The sequence below is a fragment of the Pantoea phosphatilytica genome, from assembly GCF_051025615.1.
In the GTDB taxonomy this organism is placed as follows: domain Bacteria; phylum Pseudomonadota; class Gammaproteobacteria; order Enterobacterales; family Enterobacteriaceae; genus Pantoea.
Genome location: NZ_JBPFDF010000001.1, coordinates 1,728,427 through 1,747,171, shown reverse-complemented (window position 1 = coordinate 1,747,171; position 18,745 = coordinate 1,728,427). Strand labels below are relative to the sequence as shown.

General features: G+C 56.8%; 16 protein-coding genes. 8 read left to right on the top strand and 8 right to left on the bottom strand.

The window, feature by feature from the left end; genetic code table 11:
- Positions 1 to 84: 84 nt before the first annotated feature.
- Entirely contained in the window at positions 85 to 996 is a 912-nt protein-coding gene (gene ptrR / locus ACR6AS_RS08485) for a putrescine utilization regulator PtrR (protein WP_111138760.1), read from the bottom strand.
- Between the two features lie 117 nt (positions 997 to 1,113).
- On the opposite strand from ptrR, the gene ACR6AS_RS08480 reads away from it, so the two are divergent.
- From ACR6AS_RS08480 to mglC, 7 genes are all read left to right on the top strand, one after another.
- Positions 1,114 to 2,241: a YbfB/YjiJ family MFS transporter gene (locus tag ACR6AS_RS08480; RefSeq protein ID WP_111138761.1), complete on the top strand. Its 1,128-nt coding sequence runs from the start codon at positions 1,114 to 1,116 to the stop codon at positions 2,239 to 2,241.
- 125 nt (positions 2,242 to 2,366) lie between these two features.
- A complete protein-coding gene (gene folE, locus ACR6AS_RS08475; protein WP_111138762.1) occupies positions 2,367 to 3,032 on the top strand; it encodes a GTP cyclohydrolase I FolE in 666 nt (221 codons plus the stop codon).
- Between the two features lie 50 nt (positions 3,033 to 3,082).
- Entirely contained in the window at positions 3,083 to 4,243 is a 1,161-nt protein-coding gene (gene yeiB, locus ACR6AS_RS08470; protein ID WP_111138763.1) for a DUF418 domain-containing protein YeiB, read from the top strand.
- A gap of 147 nt (positions 4,244 to 4,390) precedes the next feature.
- Positions 4,391 to 5,431, top strand: a complete 1,041-nt coding sequence (gene galS, locus ACR6AS_RS08465; RefSeq protein ID WP_111138764.1) for an HTH-type transcriptional regulator GalS — start codon at positions 4,391 to 4,393, stop codon at positions 5,429 to 5,431.
- 310 nt (positions 5,432 to 5,741) lie between these two features.
- Positions 5,742 to 6,737, top strand: coding sequence for a galactose/glucose ABC transporter substrate-binding protein MglB (mglB, locus tag ACR6AS_RS08460; protein ID WP_111138765.1), 996 nt, complete (start codon positions 5,742 to 5,744; stop codon positions 6,735 to 6,737).
- Between the two features lie 68 nt (positions 6,738 to 6,805).
- On the top strand, positions 6,806 to 8,326 hold the full coding sequence (mglA, locus tag ACR6AS_RS08455) for a galactose/methyl galactoside ABC transporter ATP-binding protein MglA (RefSeq protein WP_111138766.1): 1,521 nt from the start codon (positions 6,806 to 6,808) through the stop codon (positions 8,324 to 8,326).
- A 19-nt stretch (positions 8,327 to 8,345) separates the two neighbouring features.
- Positions 8,346 to 9,356: a galactose/methyl galactoside ABC transporter permease MglC gene (gene mglC / locus ACR6AS_RS08450; RefSeq protein WP_111138767.1), complete on the top strand. Its 1,011-nt coding sequence runs from the start codon at positions 8,346 to 8,348 to the stop codon at positions 9,354 to 9,356.
- Positions 9,357 to 9,726: 370 nt separating this feature from the next.
- On the opposite strand, the gene sanA is transcribed toward mglC, so the two are convergent.
- The 6 genes from sanA to metG all read right to left on the bottom strand — a co-directional run bounded on the left by sanA (position 9,727) and on the right by metG (position 16,869).
- Positions 9,727 to 10,446, bottom strand: coding sequence for an outer membrane permeability protein SanA (gene sanA / locus ACR6AS_RS08445; RefSeq protein ID WP_111138768.1), 720 nt, complete (start codon positions 10,444 to 10,446; stop codon positions 9,727 to 9,729).
- Positions 10,447 to 10,582: 136 nt separating this feature from the next.
- Positions 10,583 to 12,280, bottom strand: coding sequence for an NAD-dependent malic enzyme (locus ACR6AS_RS08440; protein ID WP_111138769.1), 1,698 nt, complete (start codon positions 12,278 to 12,280; stop codon positions 10,583 to 10,585).
- Between the two features lie 268 nt (positions 12,281 to 12,548).
- A complete protein-coding gene (gene cdd / locus ACR6AS_RS08435) occupies positions 12,549 to 13,439 on the bottom strand; it encodes a cytidine deaminase (protein WP_111138770.1) in 891 nt (296 codons plus the stop codon).
- A 120-nt stretch (positions 13,440 to 13,559) separates the two neighbouring features.
- The gene (locus tag ACR6AS_RS08430) at positions 13,560 to 14,252 is read right to left on the bottom strand and encodes a CidB/LrgB family autolysis modulator (protein ID WP_111138771.1); all 693 of its coding nucleotides are present in this window, start codon (positions 14,250 to 14,252) and stop codon (positions 13,560 to 13,562) included.
- Complete coding sequence (locus ACR6AS_RS08425) at positions 14,245 to 14,637, bottom strand: CidA/LrgA family protein (RefSeq protein ID WP_111138772.1); 393 nt, start codon at positions 14,635 to 14,637, stop codon at positions 14,245 to 14,247. The genes ACR6AS_RS08430 and ACR6AS_RS08425 overlap by 8 nt, the downstream gene beginning before the upstream one ends.
- A 198-nt stretch (positions 14,638 to 14,835) precedes the next feature.
- The gene (metG, locus tag ACR6AS_RS08420) at positions 14,836 to 16,869 is read right to left on the bottom strand and encodes a methionine--tRNA ligase (RefSeq protein ID WP_111138773.1); all 2,034 of its coding nucleotides are present in this window, start codon (positions 16,867 to 16,869) and stop codon (positions 14,836 to 14,838) included.
- Between the two features lie 177 nt (positions 16,870 to 17,046).
- Here metG and apbC point away from each other — a divergent pair, with 177 nt between their 5' ends.
- Positions 17,047 to 18,159: an iron-sulfur cluster carrier protein ApbC gene (apbC, locus tag ACR6AS_RS08415; RefSeq protein WP_418803126.1), complete on the top strand. Its 1,113-nt coding sequence runs from the start codon at positions 17,047 to 17,049 to the stop codon at positions 18,157 to 18,159.
- On the opposite strand, the gene ACR6AS_RS08410 is transcribed toward apbC, so the two are convergent.
- Entirely contained in the window at positions 18,156 to 18,611 is a 456-nt protein-coding gene (locus ACR6AS_RS08410; protein WP_111138775.1) for a GNAT family N-acetyltransferase, read from the bottom strand. The two genes, apbC and ACR6AS_RS08410, sit on opposite strands and share 4 nt — an antisense overlap.
- Between the last annotated feature and the right edge of the window lie 134 nt (positions 18,612 to 18,745).

The following is an 18,745-nucleotide window of genomic DNA, read 5'->3' as shown; positions in this document are numbered from 1 at the left end:
TCAGATTGTGGCGCGCAGACGCGCCGGGTGGTCGTGATGATTCAGGGCCGGATGGGCCAGACTCTTAAACATAGCGCGGAACGCTTATTCCGCCGCCTGTAATGGATGTATCAGCTCATCATTGAGCGGACGATCGTCAAACTGTTCGATAATCAGGTACTTCAGCGCCTCAACATTCGGCGTAAAGGCGTCGCGTCGCCACATCAGCCAGGTGGCCGTGTCGCGGTAAGCGGGAGGCAGCGTGTGGACCTGCACACGCGACCGATCCGCCATCTGTTTCAGCACCGACGCCGGGATCATCGCGACCCCGGCGCCGCCCGCCACGCAGGCCAGCATGGCGTGATAGGACTGAATCTCCATCACATTATCGGGCGCGGTCTGGCTGTCGCGATACCAGCTTTCCAGCTTGACCCGGTAGGAGCAGCTGTTGCGGAAGGCGAACAGGGTGTCGCCCTGAACGTCGCGCGCTGTGGTAATCGGCGCATGGTCGAGCCCGGTGATCAGCACCATCTCCTCACGAAATGCGATGCAGCCATTCAGGTCGTCGTGGGCGACCGGGCCATCCACCAGTGCGGCAGCCAGGGTGCCTTCACGCACCCGATCGATAATTTCGCCCGAGGTGCCGGTGATCAGCGACAGCGCCACCGCCGGAAAACGCTGGTGATAGGCGGCGAGCAGGCCGGGCAGACGGGTCGCTGCCGTGCTCTCCATGGAGCCGAGCGCAAAGTTGCCCGCCGGTTTACCGGTGCGGGTCATGCTCATCGCTTCTTCGCTCAGTGTCAGGATGCGCTGCGCATAGTTGAGAAAATTATGGCCCATCGGCGACAGGCGAATGCGCTGCTTCTCACGAATAAAGAGATCCACCCCCAATTCTTCTTCCAGCTGGCGCAGCCGCGTGGTGAGATTAGAGGGAACGCGATGCAGCTGCTCTGCCGCGCGAGCCAGTGAACCCGTTTCGGCGACGGAACAGAACATACGCAGCTGAACCAGATCCATATCTTCTCTTCCTGTAAACAAGTTGGTTAATAATATTCACTTTCCGTGAGTTTAGTCATCCTGCATGCTGTTAGCAAGTCAGATGAGATCTCAGGGCAGCACAGCAGGAGTTCAGCAATGGCGTTACGCGTCGCGCTCAGCGCGTTTTTAACTTTATTTGTGGCTATGGGGATTGGCCGCTTTGCCTTTACGCCCCAGGTGCCGCTGATGATTCAGGCACACCAGCTGACGCTTACCAGCGCCAGCCTGGTCGCCGCGTTTAACTATCTGGGCTATCTGTGCGGCTCGTTTGATGCGATGCGGGCGCACAGACGGGTCGAGCTGCGGCTGCAGGCGGGCGTGTGGGGCGCAGTGATCCTGACCCTGCTTTCCGCCTTCGCCAGCGGGCCATGGCTGCATGGCGCAATCCGCTTTCTGATTGGCTGGGCCAGCGGCTGGGCGATGGTGCTGGTCGCGGCCTGGAGCAATGAACAGCTGCATCGTCACGGGCGGGCAGGGCTGTCGGCCGCCGTTTTTGCCGGGCCAGGGTGCGGCATTTTTGTCAGCGGCCTGCTGGGCGTGCTGCTGCATACGCTGCAGGTCTCTGCCGGTGTGGCCTGGGCCGCCTACGGTACGCTGGCGCTGCTGCTGATCGCGCTCATCACCCGACATCTGCCGCGTCCGGGTGAACTGCATCGCCCCGATCAGACGCCTGTACCGCTGGTGCTGGATCGCAACCTTAAACGTCTGGTCGCGAGTTACACGCTGGCGGGCTTCGGCTACATTCTGCCCGCCACCTTTTTGTCGCAGATGGCGGCCACGCGCTTTCCTGACGGCATCTTCGCGCAGTTTGTCTGGCCCGTTTTTGGGGGCGCAGCGGTGATCGGCATCGGGCTGGGGATCCTGACACGCCGATGGGGGCACAGCCACGTCCGGCTGGCGCTGGTGCTCTGGGCGCAGGCGCTGGGCGTTTTTGCTGCGGCTCTGCTGCCAGGCTTCAGTGGTCTGCTGGCAGGCGCGTTGCTGGTGGGCGGCGGCTTCCTCAGCGTGGTGCAGCTCTCAATGCTCTGTGCCCGCGAACTGGCACCTGACCATCTGCGCTACATGGCGGGCCTGCTCACCACCGGCTATGCGATCGGCCAGCTGGCCGGGCCGCTGCTCTCCTTTCTCTCTGCCATCCTCTGGCACCGGCTGGAGCCTGCCCTGTGGGTCGCCGGGATCAGCCTGGTCTGGGCGGGTCTGCTGGTCTGGCGACGAACCGGATAAAAAGCTTTCTTCACCAATCTGATTGATTGCTGGATTCCCCGCAAAGAAAGTTTCACAATACGCGCCTGATTACAGGGCCCGCTGGCAAAGGCTTGCGGGCGCAACACCAGCCGGAGAAGAGTACGATGAGCACCTTAAGTCAGGAAGCTGCCCTGGTCCATGAAGCGCTGCTGGCGCGAGGACTGGAAACGCCGTTACGTGCACCGACGCGCGACATTGATGACGAAACGCGTAAGAGCCTGATTGCCGGGCACATGACGGAGATCATGCAGCTGCTGAATCTGGATCTGGAAGATGACAGCCTGATGGAAACGCCACACCGCATCGCCAAAATGTATGTGGATGAGGTCTTTTCCGGTCTCGACTACGCCAACTTCCCGAAAATCACCGTTATCGAAAATAAGATGAAGGTTGATGAGATGGTGACCGTGCGCGACATCACCCTGACCAGCACCTGTGAACACCATTTTGTGATCATCGACGGTAAAGCCACCGTCGCCTATATCCCGAAAGATAAGGTGATTGGCCTGTCGAAAATCAACCGCATCGTCCAGTTCTTTGCCCAGCGTCCGCAGGTGCAGGAGCGTCTGACGCAGCAGGTTCTGGTCGCGCTGCAGACGCTGCTGGGCACCAATAATGTCGCCGTCTCCATTGATGCGGTGCATTACTGTGTGAAAGCGCGTGGCGTGAAAGATGCCACCAGCGCCACCACCACGACCTCCCTGGGCGGTCTGTTTAAGTCCAGTCAGAATACCCGCCAGGAATTTTTGCGCGCGGTGCGCCATAGTTGAATTTACGGCGGGCGCATAACGTAGCCCGCCTCATTGGGGCAGGGTGCCGCATGCAACGCTATCACGCGCTGGATTTCATTCGTGGCTGTGCCATTCTCGGCATTCTGCTGCTTAATATCGTCGGCTTTGGCTTGCCCTCGGCCGCCTATCTCAATCCCGCCTGGCAGGGCAGTGTCACCCTGAGCGATGCCTGGACCTGGGCGCTCTCTGACACCTTCGCCCAGCTCAAATTCCTCACCCTGTTTGCCCTGCTGTTTGGCGCGGGTCTGCAGCTGCAGCTGCCGCGTGGCAGCCGCTGGCTGACGGCCAGGCTCTCACTGCTGGTGATAATCGGTTTCCTGCATGCGGTTTTTTTGTGGGAGGGCGATATCCTGCTGGATTACGGTGTGATCGGGCTGGTGGTCTGGCGGGTGTTGCGCGACGTTCCATCCACCCGCAGTCTGATGAATACCGGTATTCTGCTCTATCTGGTGGGCTGTGGCGTGCTGCTGGTGTTCGGGTCGATCTCCGACCCCGAACCGACCCGTTCCTGGCTGCCAGGCGCTGCCGATCTGCAATATGAACAGTACTGGAAACTCACCGGCGGGTGGGAAGCCGTACAGAACCGGCTGGACCATCTCTCTTCCGGGCTGATGGCGCTGGCGGCGCAGTATGGCTGGCAGCTGGCGGGCCTGATGATGATCGGCGGCGCACTATTACGCAGCGGCTGGCTGACCGGTCAGTTTTCCGCGCAGCACTATCGCCAGGCGGCGGCACGACTGCTGACGCCCGGATTCGCCATCGCGGTTGCCGGGGTGGCCGCGCAGTGGCTGTTACACTGGGAGTTTCGCTGGAGCGGCTTCTATCTGCAGACGCCGCGCGATCTCGCCAGTCCGCTCATCAGCCTGGGCTATGCCGCGCTCTGTCTGGCTTACTGGCCGCAGATAGCGCGCTGGCGTATCAGCCATGCCATCCAGTGTGTTGGCCGCATGGCGCTGACCAACTATCTGTTACAGTCACTTATCTGCACCACGCTTTTTTATCGCTTTAACCTCTATATGCACTTTACCCGGCTGGAACTGGTCATGATGGTGCCGCTGATATGGCTCATCAATATCCTGTTTTCACTCATCTGGTTACATTTCTTCGCTCAGGGTCCGCTGGAGTGGCTGTGGCGGCGGCTTACGCTGTTCTCCGCCGGTAAATCGCGCCTCACCGATCGCGCAGGATAATGACCGCCATCACAAAGGTTACAGAATTGTATGTAACCGTTTTCATTGATGTGACGCAATTCACGCTGCACATTGCCTGCCCCTGACAAAATAGCGCCGGTGTACAACCCGGCGTGATGCCCTCTTTTTCCTTTCTGGAACTGCTGCATGATAACAATCCGTGATGTTGCCCGTCAGGCTGGCGTATCCGTAGCGACCGTGTCGCGCGTGCTTAATCAGAGCAACGCCGTGACCTCTGACACCCGCGACGCCGTGTTACAGGCAGTCGAAGCGCTGGGCTATCGTCCCAATGCCAACGCCCAGGCGCTGGCCACGCAGGTCAGCGACACAATCGGGGTGGTGGTAATGGATGTTTCCGATCCCTTCTTCGGGGCGCTGGTGAAAGCGGTCGATACCGTGGCGCAGCGCGTCCATAAGCATGTGTTAATCAGCAACTCCTGGCATCAGGAAGAGAAAGAGCGCCATGCGATCGAAGTGCTGATTCGGCAGCGCTGCAGCGCCCTGGTGGTCCATGCCAAGACCCTGCCGGACGCGGAGCTGGCGGAGTTTATGCAGCATGTGCCGGGCATGGTCGTCATCAATCGCATCGTCCCCGGCTTTGAACATCGCAGCGTCAGCCTTGATAACGTTACCGGGGCACTGATGGCCTCACGCACTCTGTTACAGCAGGGACATAGCCGCATCGGTTATCTCTGCTCCAGCCATCCTATCGAGGATGTGGCACAGCGTCGCGAGGGCTGGCTGCAGGCGATGGCAGAGCAGGGCATCCGGCCTCAGGAGAGCTGGATCGCCAGCGCGGAGCCGGATATGCAGGGGGGTGAAGCCGCGATGGTGGAGCTGCTGGGACGAAATCTGAATCTCACTGCCGTGTTTGCCTACAACGACGGCATGGCGGCGGGCGCGCTCACTGCGCTGAAAGATAACGGCATTCAGGTGCCACAGCATTTTTCTGTCATTGGCTTTGATGACATTCCTATCTCACGTTACACCGATCCGCAGTTAACCACCGTCCGCTATCCCATTATTTCTATGGCAAAAATCGCCACTGAGCTGGCGTTACAGGGCGCGGCTGGCGTGCTTGATGACACCGCAACACACATCTTTATGCCGACCCTGGTGCGGCGTCATTCGGTGGCGCTGCGGCAAAATGTGGAGTCCGTCACTAATTCAGGCGATTCAGGCATGTAACCGTTTTCAATCTGTGATTACATTCACAGTTAATTAACATTGCCCTCACTATGATGGCAGCGTCTTACCGGACTGAAACATTATGTAACGCCAGTGTAACGGCATCAGTTGTGGTCTCAGTAGCCGGTTATCGGGTTTACACCCGCCTCAGGGAAGCATTCTGGCACAGGGAAGTCAGGTTTGAGATGGCGTTCAAAGGCTTAACGCCCTTATTACGTTAGCCAGCGCGCCCGTCTGTTTTACCGATTGGTCTGCCGCCTGGTTGCGCGGCAGCGCTAAAAAGACCCTGCATAATAAAACCGGAGATACCATGAATAAGAAGGTTTTCACGCTTACCGCCCTGGTCGCCAGCATGATGTTTGGCGCAACCGCTCACGCAGCTGATACCCGCATCGGGGTAACCATTTACAAATATGATGACAACTTCATGTCAATGGTGCGCAAAGATATCGAGAAAGAAGCGAAAACCATCGGTGGCGTGCAGTTGCTGATGAATGACTCGCAGAATGACCAGTCTAAACAGAACGACCAGATTGACGTGCTGATGGCTAAAGGCGTGAAAGCACTGGCGATTAACCTGGTTGACCCGGCCGCTGCTGCGGTGGTGGTGGATAAAGCGCGTGCCAACGACGTGCCGGTTGTCTTCTTCAACAAAGAGCCGAATGCCAAAGTGCTGGCCGGTTACGACAAAGCCTATTACGTGGGTACTGACTCTAAAGAGTCCGGCATTATCCAGGGCAAGCTGATTGAGAAGCACTGGAAAGCGACGCCAGCCTGGGATCTGAACAAAGATGGCACCATCCAGTTTGTGCTGCTGAAAGGCGAGCCAGGCCACCCGGATGCGGAAGCCCGTACCAAATATGTGATCGACACCCTGAACAAAGATGGCCTGAAAACGCAGCAGTTAGCGATGGATACGGCGATGTGGGACACCGCGCAGGCTAAAGATAAGATGGATGCGTGGCTCTCTGGCCCGAACGCGAAGAAAATCGAAGTGGTGATTGCTAACAACGACGCCATGGCGATGGGTGCGGTTGAAGCGCTGAAAGCGCATAACATGTCCTCTATTCCTGTCTTCGGCGTCGATGCCCTGCCAGAAGCCCTGGCGCTGGTGAAATCCGGTGCGCTGGCCGGTACCGTGCTTAACGATGCTGAAAACCAGGCGAAAGCGACGCTGGATATTGCCAACAACCTGGCAAACGGCAAAGCCGCTACTGACGGAACCAACTTCAAGATGGTTGATAAGATCGTCCGCGTTCCTTACGTGCCGGTTGATAAAGAAAACCTGTCTCAGTTCCAGAAATAAGATCGATTACGGGCGCGACCGCTGTCGCGCCTTTTTTATGTCACCACCGTTTTTTAGCCAGGTAAATTATGGCCAGTGATAATACGACCGCGCAGCGAGAATATCTGCTGGAAATGACGAATGTCTCTAAATCATTTCCCGGTGTTAAAGCGTTAGATAATGTGAATTTAAAAGTGCGGCCTCACTCTGTTCATGCATTAATGGGCGAGAACGGTGCCGGGAAATCCACCTTATTAAAATGCCTGTTTGGTATTTATAAAAAAGATACCGGCAGTATTCTGTTCCAGGGTAATGAGATCGATTATAAAAGTTCCAAAGAGGCGCTGGAAAATGGCGTGTCAATGGTGCATCAGGAATTAAACCTGGTTCTGCAGCGTACGGTCATGGACAACATGTGGCTGGGACGTTATCCGCGCAAAGGATTCTTTGTTGATCAGGATAAAATGTACCAGGATACCAAAGCGATTTTTGACGAGCTGGATATCGATATCGATCCGCGCGACAAAGTGGCCAATCTGTCTGTCTCACAGATGCAGATGATTGAAATCGCCAAAGCGTTCTCCTATGACGCGAAAATTGTGATTATGGATGAGCCGACCTCCTCGTTAACCGAGAAAGAGGTTAATCATCTGTTCACGATTATCCGTAAGCTGAAAGATCGCGGCTGTGGCATTGTTTATATTTCGCACAAGATGGAAGAGATTTTCCAGCTGTGTGATGAGATCACGATTCTGCGCGATGGTCAGTGGATCGCCACTCAGCCGCTGGAAGGGCTGGATATGGATAAGATCATCGCCATGATGGTCGGCCGTTCACTGAATCAGCGTTTCCCTGATCGTACCAACGTGCCGGGTGAAACGATTCTTGAGGTGCGTAATCTCACCTCTCTGCGTCAGCCTTCGATTCGCGACATCTCATTTGATCTGCGTAAAGGGGAGATCCTCGGCATTGCCGGGCTGGTGGGCGCCAAACGTACCGATATCGTCGAAACGCTGTTTGGCATTCGCGAAAAGTCGGGCGGCACCATAAAACTCCATGGCAAACCGATTAATAACCACAGCGCCAATGAAGCCATTAACCACGGCTTTGCGCTGGTGACGGAAGAGCGCCGTTCGACCGGTATTTATGCTTACCTCGACATTGGATTTAACTCGCTTATTTCCAATATCAAAAAATATAAAAACAGTATGGGGCTGCTGGATAATAAACGCATGAAGAGTGATACCCAGTGGGTGATCGATTCAATGCGGGTAAAAACGCCTGGCCACCATACCCAGATTGGTTCGCTTTCGGGCGGTAACCAGCAAAAAGTGATTATTGGCCGCTGGTTATTGACCCAGCCTGAAATCCTGATGCTTGATGAACCTACGCGCGGTATTGACGTGGGGGCAAAATTCGAAATTTACCAGTTGATTGCTGAGCTGGCGAAAAAAGAGAAGGGCATCATTATTATCTCATCCGAAATGCCGGAGCTGTTAGGCATTACCGACCGTATTCTGGTAATGAGTAACGGACTGGTGGCAGGCATAGTTGATACCAAAACGACCACGCAGAACGAAATATTGCGTTTAGCGTCATTACACCTTTAATGAAGCAAGGGCTGTTAACATGAAAGCGACTACAAAAAAGAATGCGCTAACCTGGTTAAAAGAGGGCGGCATTTATGTCGTTCTGCTGGTATTGCTGGCTATTATTATTTTCCAGGATCCTTCATTCTTAAGTTTAATGAACCTGAGTAATATCCTGACTCAGTCGTCGGTGCGTATTATTATTGCACTGGGTGTGGCAGGGCTGATCGTGACCCAGGGTACGGACCTGTCAGCCGGTCGTCAGGTAGGTCTGGCGGCGGTGGTTGCGGCAACACTGTTGCAGGCGATGGATAACGCCAACAAAGTCTTCCCGACGCTGGATACGGTGCCAATCCCTCTGGTTATCCTGACCGTGTGCATCATCGGCGGGGTGATTGGTCTGGTCAACGGTGTGATTATCGCGTACCTGAAGGTCACGCCATTTATCACCACGCTGGGCACCATGATCATCGTTTATGGTATCAACTCTCTCTATTACGACTTTGTGGGTGCATCACCGATTGCGGGTTTTGATGCCGGGTTCTCTAAATTCACCCAGGGCTTCCTGCGTTTCGGTGATTTTAAACTCTCCTTCATCACCTTCTATGCCGTGATTGCCATTGTTTTCGTCTGGGTGCTGTGGAACAAAACCCGCTTTGGCAAAAACATTTTTGCTATCGGCGGTAACCCGGAAGCGGCGAAAGTGTCAGGTGTGAACGTGCCGTTGAACCTGATCATGATCTATGCGCTGTCAGGTGTGTTCTATGCCTTTGGCGGGATGCTGGAAGCGGGTCGTATCGGTTCGGCGACTAACAACCTCGGCTTTATGTATGAGCTGGATGCGATTGCTGCCTGCGTGGTCGGCGGCGTCTCCTTCGCCGGTGGTGTGGGAAGCGTGGCGGGTGTGGTTACCGGTGTGTTGATCTTCACCGTAATCAACTACGGTCTGACCTATATCGGCGTTAACCCTTACTGGCAGTACATTATCAAAGGCGGCATCATCATTTTCGCCGTGGCGCTGGATTCACTGAAGTATTCGCGCAAGAAGTAAGGCTGATCGAACAACAGGAAAGCGACCTTCGGGTCGCTTTTTTTATGGGTCAGATAGGGGGTAATGCTGTGAGATGGCGTAAGCGAGTGGAACAGCAGGGCTTCAGAAGATGCTAAGCAAGTCCCTGAGGCGCCCGGTCCGCTCGTTTCAGGCGGAGTGCTGTGCGGTGACGCTGTCAGACGGAGCAGGCGCAGGGAACAGGGTCAGATCGGAAAGACGCTAAACCTGTCATCCGTGACACGCTCGGCCCGCGTCGTCACTGACGCGGGACGCTTTCCTCTTCTGAACCTGTTCCCTGCGCGCTGAGCTTATTGATTGCGGTGAGAACTACCGGGCTCTGCGCATCAGCGCCGGAACTGCTTTTGTGTCGCTATTTGCGCAGCTTCTGCTCGAGTTCCAGCAGCTGCTCCGGCGTCACTGCCGGATAACTTTGCGTATCTTCGGGCACATCGCGCACGGCAGGAATTGGCACCAGCGGACCCAGGAAGCGGGGCTCGCGTTTCAGCAGGAAAAGATCCGCCAGCGCACCCAGCCGGGCACCGACCTCACGGAAGCGTACGCTAAGCATATTTTTTGGCGATGGCACGGCGTAGCACTGCGCCTGAATACCGAGTTGCAGGGCAATAAACAGGGCCCGCTCACAGTGGAAGCGCTGCGTAATAATAATGAAGTCGTTGGTGTCGAATACCTTGCGGGTGCGCACTATCGAATCGAGCGTGCGGAAGCCGGCATAATCGAGCACGATATCAGCCGGATCGACCCCTGCCTTGATTAAATCGCGGCGCATGGTCATTGGCTCGTTGTAGCTCTGCTGCGCGTTATCACCGCTCAACAGCAGATAGTTTATTCTGCCGCTGTTATAGGCGTTCAGCGCACCCTGTATGCGGTAGAGATAATACTGATTGATGACGCCGGTCCGATAATATTTCGCCGTTCCCAGCACCACGCCAACCTGACGATGAGGCAAAGAGGCGACATTCTCGTAGATAAAGGGCGCAGTTTTCCAGCTGATCCAGCGATCAAGGCCGAGCGCCGTCGCCATCATCAGTAAGATGATGAAAAGCAGACCAATGAGAACGCGTTTCAGCATGCGCCTGGAGACTCGATGTCAGAATTTTGAGATGGGACAAGGCTACTTGAGCTGTCGCAGCGAAGCAAGTTAGCGGCGGCTGGCTGTGCTCTTTTTGAACACTGCCGGATCGAAAAGCGATCCGGCAGTCTGAAGATTAAATCGAGGTACGGCGATAATGACGATACTGCGGCAGCCAGAAGTTATTGGCGATAGCCTGCGACAAGACATCTTCAGAAGTTACGACGGCAACGCCGGCCAGCTGCGCGGCTTTACCCACTTCCATCGCAATAATCTTCGAAACGCCCTGAATATCTTTGATCTCCGGCAGAACCGGACCTTCACCTTCGTTCACCAGTGGCGAGCAGTCGGCGAGCGCACGGCTGGCGGTCATCAGCATGGTGTCAGTCACGCGGCTGGCACCCGAGGCGATCACGCCCAGACCAATACCCGGGAAGATATAGGAGTTGTTGCACTGCGCAATCGGGTAGGTTTTACCATTCCAGCTCACCGGTGAGAACGGGCTGCCAGTGGCAACCAGTGCAGCACCGTCGGTCCAGGCAATGATATCGGCAGGTGTGGCTTCCACGCGTGATGTCGGGTTCGACAACGGCATCACGATAGGGCGGCTACAGTGCTTGTGCATCTCGCGGATAATCTCTTCGGTGAACAGGCCCGGCTGGCCGGAGACGCCAATCAGGATATCCGGTCTGGCATTGCGCACCACATCCAGCAGTGAGATAGAGTCGTTGGTGACATCCCAGTCCTGCAGGCTTTCGCTCTTCTGCACCAGCTTGCTCTGGAAATCGAGCAGGTTCGGCAGTTTGTCCGTGAGCAGACCAAAGCGATCCACCATCAGAACGCGGCTGCGTGCTTCATCATCACTCAGACCTTCAGACTTCATCTGCGCGATGATCTGTTCCGCGATGCCACAACCGGCGGAACCGGCTCCCAGGAACACCACTTTCTGCTCACACAGGCGGCTTCCGGCGGCGCGACTGGCGGCGATCAGCGTTCCCACGGTCACGGCGGCGGTGCCCTGAATGTCATCGTTGAAGCAGCAGACTTCATCGCGATAGCGGTTCAGCAGCGGCATGGCGTTCTTCTGGGCAAAATCTTCAAACTGCAGCAGCACTTTCGGCCAGCGGCGTTTCACGGCCTGGATAAACTCGTTCACGAACGCGTCATACTCTTCGCCGGTGATGCGCGGATGACGCCATCCCATATAGAGCGGATCGTTCAGCAGCTGCTGGTTATTGGTGCCGACATCCAGCACCACCGGCAGGGTGTACGCCGGGCTGATGCCGCCACAGGCGGTATAGAGCGAGAGCTTACCGATCGGGATACCCATGCCGCCGATGCCCTGGTCGCCGAGGCCCAGGATACGCTCACCGTCGGTGACCACAATCACCTTCACATTCTGTTTGGTGGCGTTCTGCAGCATGTCTTCGATGCGGTCGCGGTTAGGGTAGGAGATGAAAACCCCACGCGCACGGCGGTAGATTTCAGAGAAGTGTTCACAGGCAGCGCCGACGGTCGGCGTGTAGATAATCGGCATCATCTCTTCGAGATGGTTATCCAGCAGGCGGTAGAACAGCGTTTCGTTGGTGTCCTGAATGTTTCGCAGGTAGACATGCTTATCGTTATTGTTTTTGAAGTCCTGGAACTGACGCCAGGCGCGCTTCGCCTGCTCTTCGATCGACTCCACCGCTTCTGGCAGCAGACCGTTGAGGTTAAATTCGTTACGTTCTTCGAGGGTAAAGGCGCTGCCTTTGTTCAGAAGGGGAAATTCCAGCAAAATCGGGCCAGCATAAGGGATATACAGCGGGCGTTTACTTTCGTATTCGAGTTCCATGCAGTGATGCTCCGGTTGCAGTGTTGTCTGGCGTCACGCCGGACAGGTAGCGCCAGTTTTTTTACTTCTCATAGTTCAGACTGCAGGCCCGGCAACGGCAGCGTGCCGCTGCCGAAAAATTCACGACCGTGCTGCCATCCCGCAACCTGAATTATTCAGAGTAATTTGTAATGACGTGAATTCTGGCGCCAGATCCTATGAAATTTCCCACAGAAATACAGCGTTTTTTCATAAAAGCTCACAAAAGTGTGGCCGCGCTGGCAGCGGGTTATGCTTTGTGCAGCGTCACCTGTAGCAGCTCACGGCAACCAAATGTCTCAAGCGTCGCCTGTGTGGCGGCGAACTGGCTTAACGTGGCATTTTCTGCTTCCGCCAGTACCGCTTTTTTTATCTGATGCACATCGCCACCCTGCATATTCAGCAGGACCAGCGCCGCCTGAAGCGGGGGAAAGCTCGGGTTAAACGCCGCGTTTTCGGCATAGCGACCGGCGACGATCGTACCGTTTTCAGTCAGGAGCGCCACGCCTGCGTGTGACTGACTGTAAGGCGCGTGGCTGGTATTGGCTGCGGCCACCGCCGCCTGCACCAGCTCGTCGCCTGCGGCTTTATAACCATGATCCACCTCATCCATCAGGAAGGTGGTGATATCGAGATCACGCGGGCCAAACGCATCCGGCAGATAGTCGGCCAGCGTACTGACCGCACGTTGCGGCAGGCTGATCCGAATGGTGGTGCCGCTGTTCAGCTCGTTCATGAACTGACGGCAGTGGCCACACGGCGTGTAATTCACGGTGATGGTTTCTATCTGGCGTTCACCCCGCAGCCATGCGTGCGTAATGGCGCTCTGCTCGGCGTGCACCGTCTGCTGCATAGGGGTGCCGACAAACTCCATATTGGCCCCGAAGTACCAGTTGCCGCTCACGCCACGGGCGATCGCGCCGACGTTGAAATGGGAGACCGTGGCAACCGCACAGGCGGCCGCCAGCGGCAGCAGCGCCAGCGCCAGGGCATCGGCTTCCATCCGGGTCTGTTGCTGCAGCAGGGCGACCTGGTCGGCGCTGAGTACCGCCTGAAAATCGGGATCGTTCAGCAGGGGAGCGAGTGCGGTCTGCAGCGTTGACGGCAATGCCTCAAACGCAGAGAGGAAACGGGATTGCATGTGAGCCTCATTAAAGTCAGCAGGGCGATATGCCGGTCAACGGTTTATATGTGATCTACATCGCTCTGACAATGTAACCTGCGTTGCATGTTTCAACTTTGCGAGATCTCTCGCAAACTTTCAGCTTAAGCTGTGCAGCAACAGCGGGAAAATAAACGGTGCCAGAAGTGAGGTGATAATCCCGCAGATCACCAGCGCCAGCGAGCTGAAGGCCCCTTCCTGAAAGTCCAGTTCGGCGGCGCGCGCCGTGCCGAGCGCATGCGAGGCGTTGCCGATTGCCAGTCCTCGTGCTGCTTTCGATTTCACGCCGAGCAGATTCAGCACCATATGTCCGAAGACTGCGCCCAGCACACCGGCGATCAGCACGCAGATCGCACTGATGGCGGGAATGCCATGCAGCGATCCAGAGACGGCCATCGCGATAGGCGTGGTCACTGATTTGGGGACAATCGTGGCGGCAATTTCGGGCGTCGCGCCGAGCCACAGGGCAATGGCGGTGCCGGAGGTCATGGCGGTGAGGCTGCCGATAAAGCAGACGCCGATAATGGATTTCCAGCGGGCACGAATCTGGTGCATCTGCTCATACAGCGGCAGCGCCAGCGCCACCACGGCGGGCTGCAGGAGCTGATTGAGAATCTGGCTGCCCGCGAAATAGCGCGAATAGGGCAGATGCAGCAGCAGCAGGATCGGAATAATAATCGCCATCGCCACCAGCAGCGGGTTAAGCAGCGAAATTTTCAGCCAGATTGCCAGCCTGCGCGCCAGGAAAAAGGCGGCCAGCGTCAGCGGCAGCGACCACCATATTTCACTCATCGTCGGCGTCTCCTGCCGGGCGGCGGCTGTGCAGATGCTGGGCGCTGACACCCACAATCGAGAGCACCAGAAACGTGCTGACGACGCAGGAGATGACGATAGGCCCGAACTGGGCGCTCAGAATATCGGTGTAGCTCATCACCCCGACGCTGATTGGCACAAACAGCAGCGCCATATAGCGAATCAGCAGATGGCAGCCCGGTTTAACCCAGTTTACCGGCAGGATCTGTGAGGCCAGCAGTGCGAACAGGATCAGCATGCCCAGAATACTGCCGGGCAGTTTAATCGGCAGCAGGGCGGCGAGGCCGATGCCGGCGTACAGGCAGAGATAGATAATGATAAAGGCGCGAAGATATCGGCCGCAGACAGAGAGTAGGGTGCGCATGGCAGGCTCCTGTTTTTACTGCGTATCATCATACGCATTAACCGCTTAGCGTGCTAGCGATCACATTTACAGGGCAGGGTGACAGACAGAAGAACGAAGATTGTGCGCAGAGGAAGAGAGTGACCCTTTGCGCCTGCGGGCAGACGCAAAGGGTCAGGACAATACGTCACCGTGGTTTACGCGGCGGCGTGCAGCGGCTTACTTAACCGGCATGCCCGGAACGGCACCGCTGTCTACGGAAAGCACAAACAGATCTTTGCCGCCCGGTCCGGCGGAGAGCACCATACCTTCAGAGATACCGAAGCGCATTTTACGCGGCGCGAGGTTCGCCACGATGATGGTCATCTTACCGACCAGCACAGACGGGTCCGGGTAGGCCGCGCGGATGCCGGAGAAAATCTGGCGCTTCTCACCGCCCAGGTCGAGTTGCAGACGCAGCAGTTTGTCTGACCCTTCAACCAGTTCCGCCTGCTCAATCAGGGCAACGCGCATATCCACTTTGGCAAAGTCATCAATGGTGATGGTGTCACCAATTGGCGCGTCTGCCAGCGGACCGGTGACGGCTGGCGCATTCGCGGCGGCAGCATCCTCTTTCGACGCTTCAATCAGCCCCTCTACCTTCGCCATCTCAATGCGACTGTAGAGTGCTTTAAACGGCGCAACCTGATGATCGAGCAGTGGCTGTGCAATCGCATCCCAGCTCAGTTCGGTGTTCAGGAAGCTCTCTGCACGGGCGCTCAGTGAAGGCAGCACCGGCTTCAGCCAGGTCATCAGAATGCGGAACAGGTTGATGCCCATTGAGCAGATCGCCTGCAGATCGGCATCGCGGCCTTCCTGCTTCGCCACCACCCACGGAGCCTGCTCATCGACATAACGGTTTGCCAGGTCGGCCAGCGTCATGATCTCGCGGATAGCGCGGCTGTACTCACGGCTTGCCCAGGCTTCGCCAATCTTCTCAGAAGCCTCAACAAAGGTCTGATAGAGCGCCGGATCGGCCAGCTCAGAGGCCAGCTTGCCGTCGAAGCGTTTGGTGATGAAACCGGCGTTACGCGACGCCAGGTTAACCACTTTATTGACGATGTCGGCATTCACGCGCTGCACGAAATCTTCCAGGTTAAGGTCGATGTCGTCGATACGGGAAGAGAGCTTCGCCGCATAGTAGTAACGCAGGCTGTCGGCATCCAGATGCTGCAGCCAGGTGCTGGCTTTAATAAAGGTGCCGCGCGACTTCGACATTTTGGCACCGTTGACGGTGACATAGCCGTGTACGAACAGGTTGTTTGGCTTGCGGAAGTTGCTGCCTTCCAGCATCGCTGGCCAGAACAGGCTGTGGAAATAGACGATGTCTTTACCGATAAAGTGATAGAGCTCGGTAGTGGAGTCTTTGCGCCAGAACTCGTCGAAGTCGATGTCGCCACGTTTGTCGCACAGGTTCTTGAACGAGCCCATGTAACCGATAGGCGCATCCAGCCAGACGTAGAAATATTTGCCTGGCGCGTCCGGAATTTCGAAGCCGAAGTAAGGCGCATCGCGGGAGATATCCCACTGCTGCAGGCCGGATTCGAACCACTCCTGCATCTTGTTCGCCACCTGATCCTGCAGCGCACCCGAACGGGTCCAGGCCTGCAGCATCGCGCTGAACGACGGCAGATCAAAGAAGAAGTGCTCGGAATCACGCATCTCCGGCGTCGCGCCAGAGACCACCGATTTCGGCTCAATCAGTTCGGTCGGGCTGTAGGTCGCGCCGCACACTTCGCAGTTATCGCCATACTGATCGGCCGCTTTACATTTCGGGCAGGTGCCTTTCACAAAACGGTCCGGCAGGAACATCCCTTTTTCCGGATCGTAGAGCTGGGAAATGGTGCGGTTCTTAATAAAACCGTTCTCTTTCAGACGTCCGTAGATCAGCCCGGCCAGCTCACGGTTCTCGTCGCCGTGGGTCGAGTGATAGTTGTCGTAGCTGATATCGAAACCGGCAAAGTCCGCTTCATGCTCGCTTTTCATTTCGGCGATCATCTGCTCCGGTGCAATTCCCATCTGCTGGGCTTTCAGCATGATAGGCGTGCCGTGCGCATCATCGGCGCAGATGAAAAAGACCTGATTGCCACGCATTCGCTGATAACGCACCCAAATGTCTGCCTGGATATGCTCGAGCATGTGGCCGAGATGGATTGATCCGTTTGCGTAAGGCAGTGCGCACGTTACCAGTATTTTTTTAGCGACTTGAGTCATAGTTTGCGTAGCTTTCTGTTGATTGAAAAAACGGGCTTAGATGGTAACTGAAGGCTTCTCCGGCGTAAACACAAGGGATTCACCCCCGCCAGTCGCCGCGAACCGACGTGCATCTGATATCATTGAGATTACCTCGCTGAGACACAGCGTAAGCAGAGCAGAAATAAGGAGCAGGGGATGACAGCACAATCCCGGGAAACGCATACGCCAGAAGGGCTGCGCGCCATTGTCGCGGGCGTATTAAGAAGCTTTGAGCATCCGACCCTTAAACAGAATCTCACCGCCCTGAAGGCGCTGCATCATGTGACGCAGCTCGACGGAACGCTGCATGTGGAACTGCTGATGCCGTTTGCCTGGGCCAGCGGCTTTGACGCGCTGAAAGAGCAGGTCAGCGCCGAGCTGCTGCGTCAGACGGGCGCACGCGCCATCGACTGGCGGCTCAGCCATGAAATTGCCACCCTGAAGCGGGTAAAAAATCAGCCTGGCGTGAACGGCGTCAAAAACATCATCGCGGTCAGCTCCGGCAAAGGCGGCGTCGGCAAATCCAGCACCGCCGTCAACATGGCGCTGGCCCTGGCCGCAGAAGGGGCGCGGGTCGGTATTCTCGACGCCGATATCTATGGCCCGTCGGTGCCGGACATGCTCGGCACTCAGGACCAGCGGCCTACCTCGCCGGATGGCACCCATATGGCCCCGATTATGGCGCATGGACTGGCGACCAACTCGATCGGCTATCTGGTCACGGATGACAACGCGATGGTGTGGCGTGGGCCGATGGCCAGCAAAGCCCTGATGCAGCTGCTGAACGAAACCCTGTGGCCGGAGCTGGATTATCTGGTCCTGGATATGCCGCCGGGCACCGGCGACATTCAGCTGACGCTGGCGCAGAATGTGCCGGTTACGGGCGCGCTGGTGGTGACGACGCCGCAGGACATCGCGCTGATCGATGCCCGCAAAGGGCTGGTGATGTTTGAAAAGGTCAACGTGCCGGTGCTGGGGGTGGTGGAAAACATGAGCATGCATATCTGCAGCCAGTGTGGTTTCCACGAGCCGATTTTCGGCACCGGCGGCGCCGAAAAACTGGTCAGGGATTATCAGACGCAGCTTCTGGCACAACTACCGCTGCACATCGATCTGCGTGAAGATCTCGATGAGGGGCAGCCGACGGTCATCCGCCGACCGGAAAGCGAGTTCACCACGCTCTATCGCCAGCTGGCCGGACGGGTCGCCGCACAGCTCTACTGGCAGGGCGAGGTCATCCCGGGCGATATCGCGTTCCGCGCGCTCTAAGTCCGACCCGACCCGCTGGCAGAGTGCGAGGCCAGCGGATAGTGCATTAAGACATAGCCGCCGTGCTCGCCTTCCCCCTGCGAAATCTTCTTCCAGCCATGTTTCAGGTAGAAAGCCTGCGCTGCGGTGTTCTTCAGCAGGCACTTCAGCGCGCCGGTGGAGGTAAAATGCGCCTCGGCCGCCCTGAGCAGGGCGCTGCCGATGCCGCGCCCCTGCCAGTCAGGATCCACATAGAGGCTGTGCAGAAAATTATCGTTCTCCAGCAGGCCGGCAAAGCCGGTACGCCGCCCGTCCGTTTCGGCGACCAGCACGGTTTCCCCCAGGATTACCTCATCGAAATCTTCCAGTTGCCACTCGCTGCCGTCCAGCCAGTGCCAGTTATGCCGGCGTGCCGCCAGGAAAAGCGTACGCAAAAAGGGACGATCGGCTTCAGTAAACGGACGAATCTCCACAAGTCAGCTCCTTTATCATCGGGTCTTACAAAATTAGCAGCGATTCGCGGAAAGGGTTGCAGAGGATAAAGCGGGTTTCATGTCAGGGAAATCGCTGTACACTGCCTGCCGGGCCAGAGAGCATGAGGCTTTCA

Coding starts and splice junctions, on each gene's coding strand:
- ptrR (WP_111138760.1), bottom strand. CDS start 996: ATGGATCTGGTTCAGCTGCGTATGTTCTGTTCCGTCGCCGAAACGGGT.
- ACR6AS_RS08480 (WP_111138761.1), top strand. CDS start 1,114: ATGGCGTTACGCGTCGCGCTCAGCGCGTTTTTAACTTTATTTGTGGCT.
- folE (WP_111138762.1), top strand. CDS start 2,367: ATGAGCACCTTAAGTCAGGAAGCTGCCCTGGTCCATGAAGCGCTGCTG.
- yeiB (WP_111138763.1), top strand. CDS start 3,083: ATGCAACGCTATCACGCGCTGGATTTCATTCGTGGCTGTGCCATTCTC.
- galS (WP_111138764.1), top strand. CDS start 4,391: ATGATAACAATCCGTGATGTTGCCCGTCAGGCTGGCGTATCCGTAGCG.
- mglB (WP_111138765.1), top strand. CDS start 5,742: ATGAATAAGAAGGTTTTCACGCTTACCGCCCTGGTCGCCAGCATGATG.
- mglA (WP_111138766.1), top strand. CDS start 6,806: ATGGCCAGTGATAATACGACCGCGCAGCGAGAATATCTGCTGGAAATG.
- mglC (WP_111138767.1), top strand. CDS start 8,346: ATGAAAGCGACTACAAAAAAGAATGCGCTAACCTGGTTAAAAGAGGGC.
- sanA (WP_111138768.1), bottom strand. CDS start 10,446: ATGCTGAAACGCGTTCTCATTGGTCTGCTTTTCATCATCTTACTGATG.
- ACR6AS_RS08440 (WP_111138769.1), bottom strand. CDS start 12,280: ATGGAACTCGAATACGAAAGTAAACGCCCGCTGTATATCCCTTATGCT.
- cdd (WP_111138770.1), bottom strand. CDS start 13,439: ATGCAATCCCGTTTCCTCTCTGCGTTTGAGGCATTGCCGTCAACGCTG.
- ACR6AS_RS08430 (WP_111138771.1), bottom strand. CDS start 14,252: ATGAGTGAAATATGGTGGTCGCTGCCGCTGACGCTGGCCGCCTTTTTC.
- ACR6AS_RS08425 (WP_111138772.1), bottom strand. CDS start 14,637: ATGCGCACCCTACTCTCTGTCTGCGGCCGATATCTTCGCGCCTTTATC.
- metG (WP_111138773.1), bottom strand. CDS start 16,869: ATGACTCAAGTCGCTAAAAAAATACTGGTAACGTGCGCACTGCCTTAC.
- apbC (WP_418803126.1), top strand. CDS start 17,047: ATGACAGCACAATCCCGGGAAACGCATACGCCAGAAGGGCTGCGCGCC.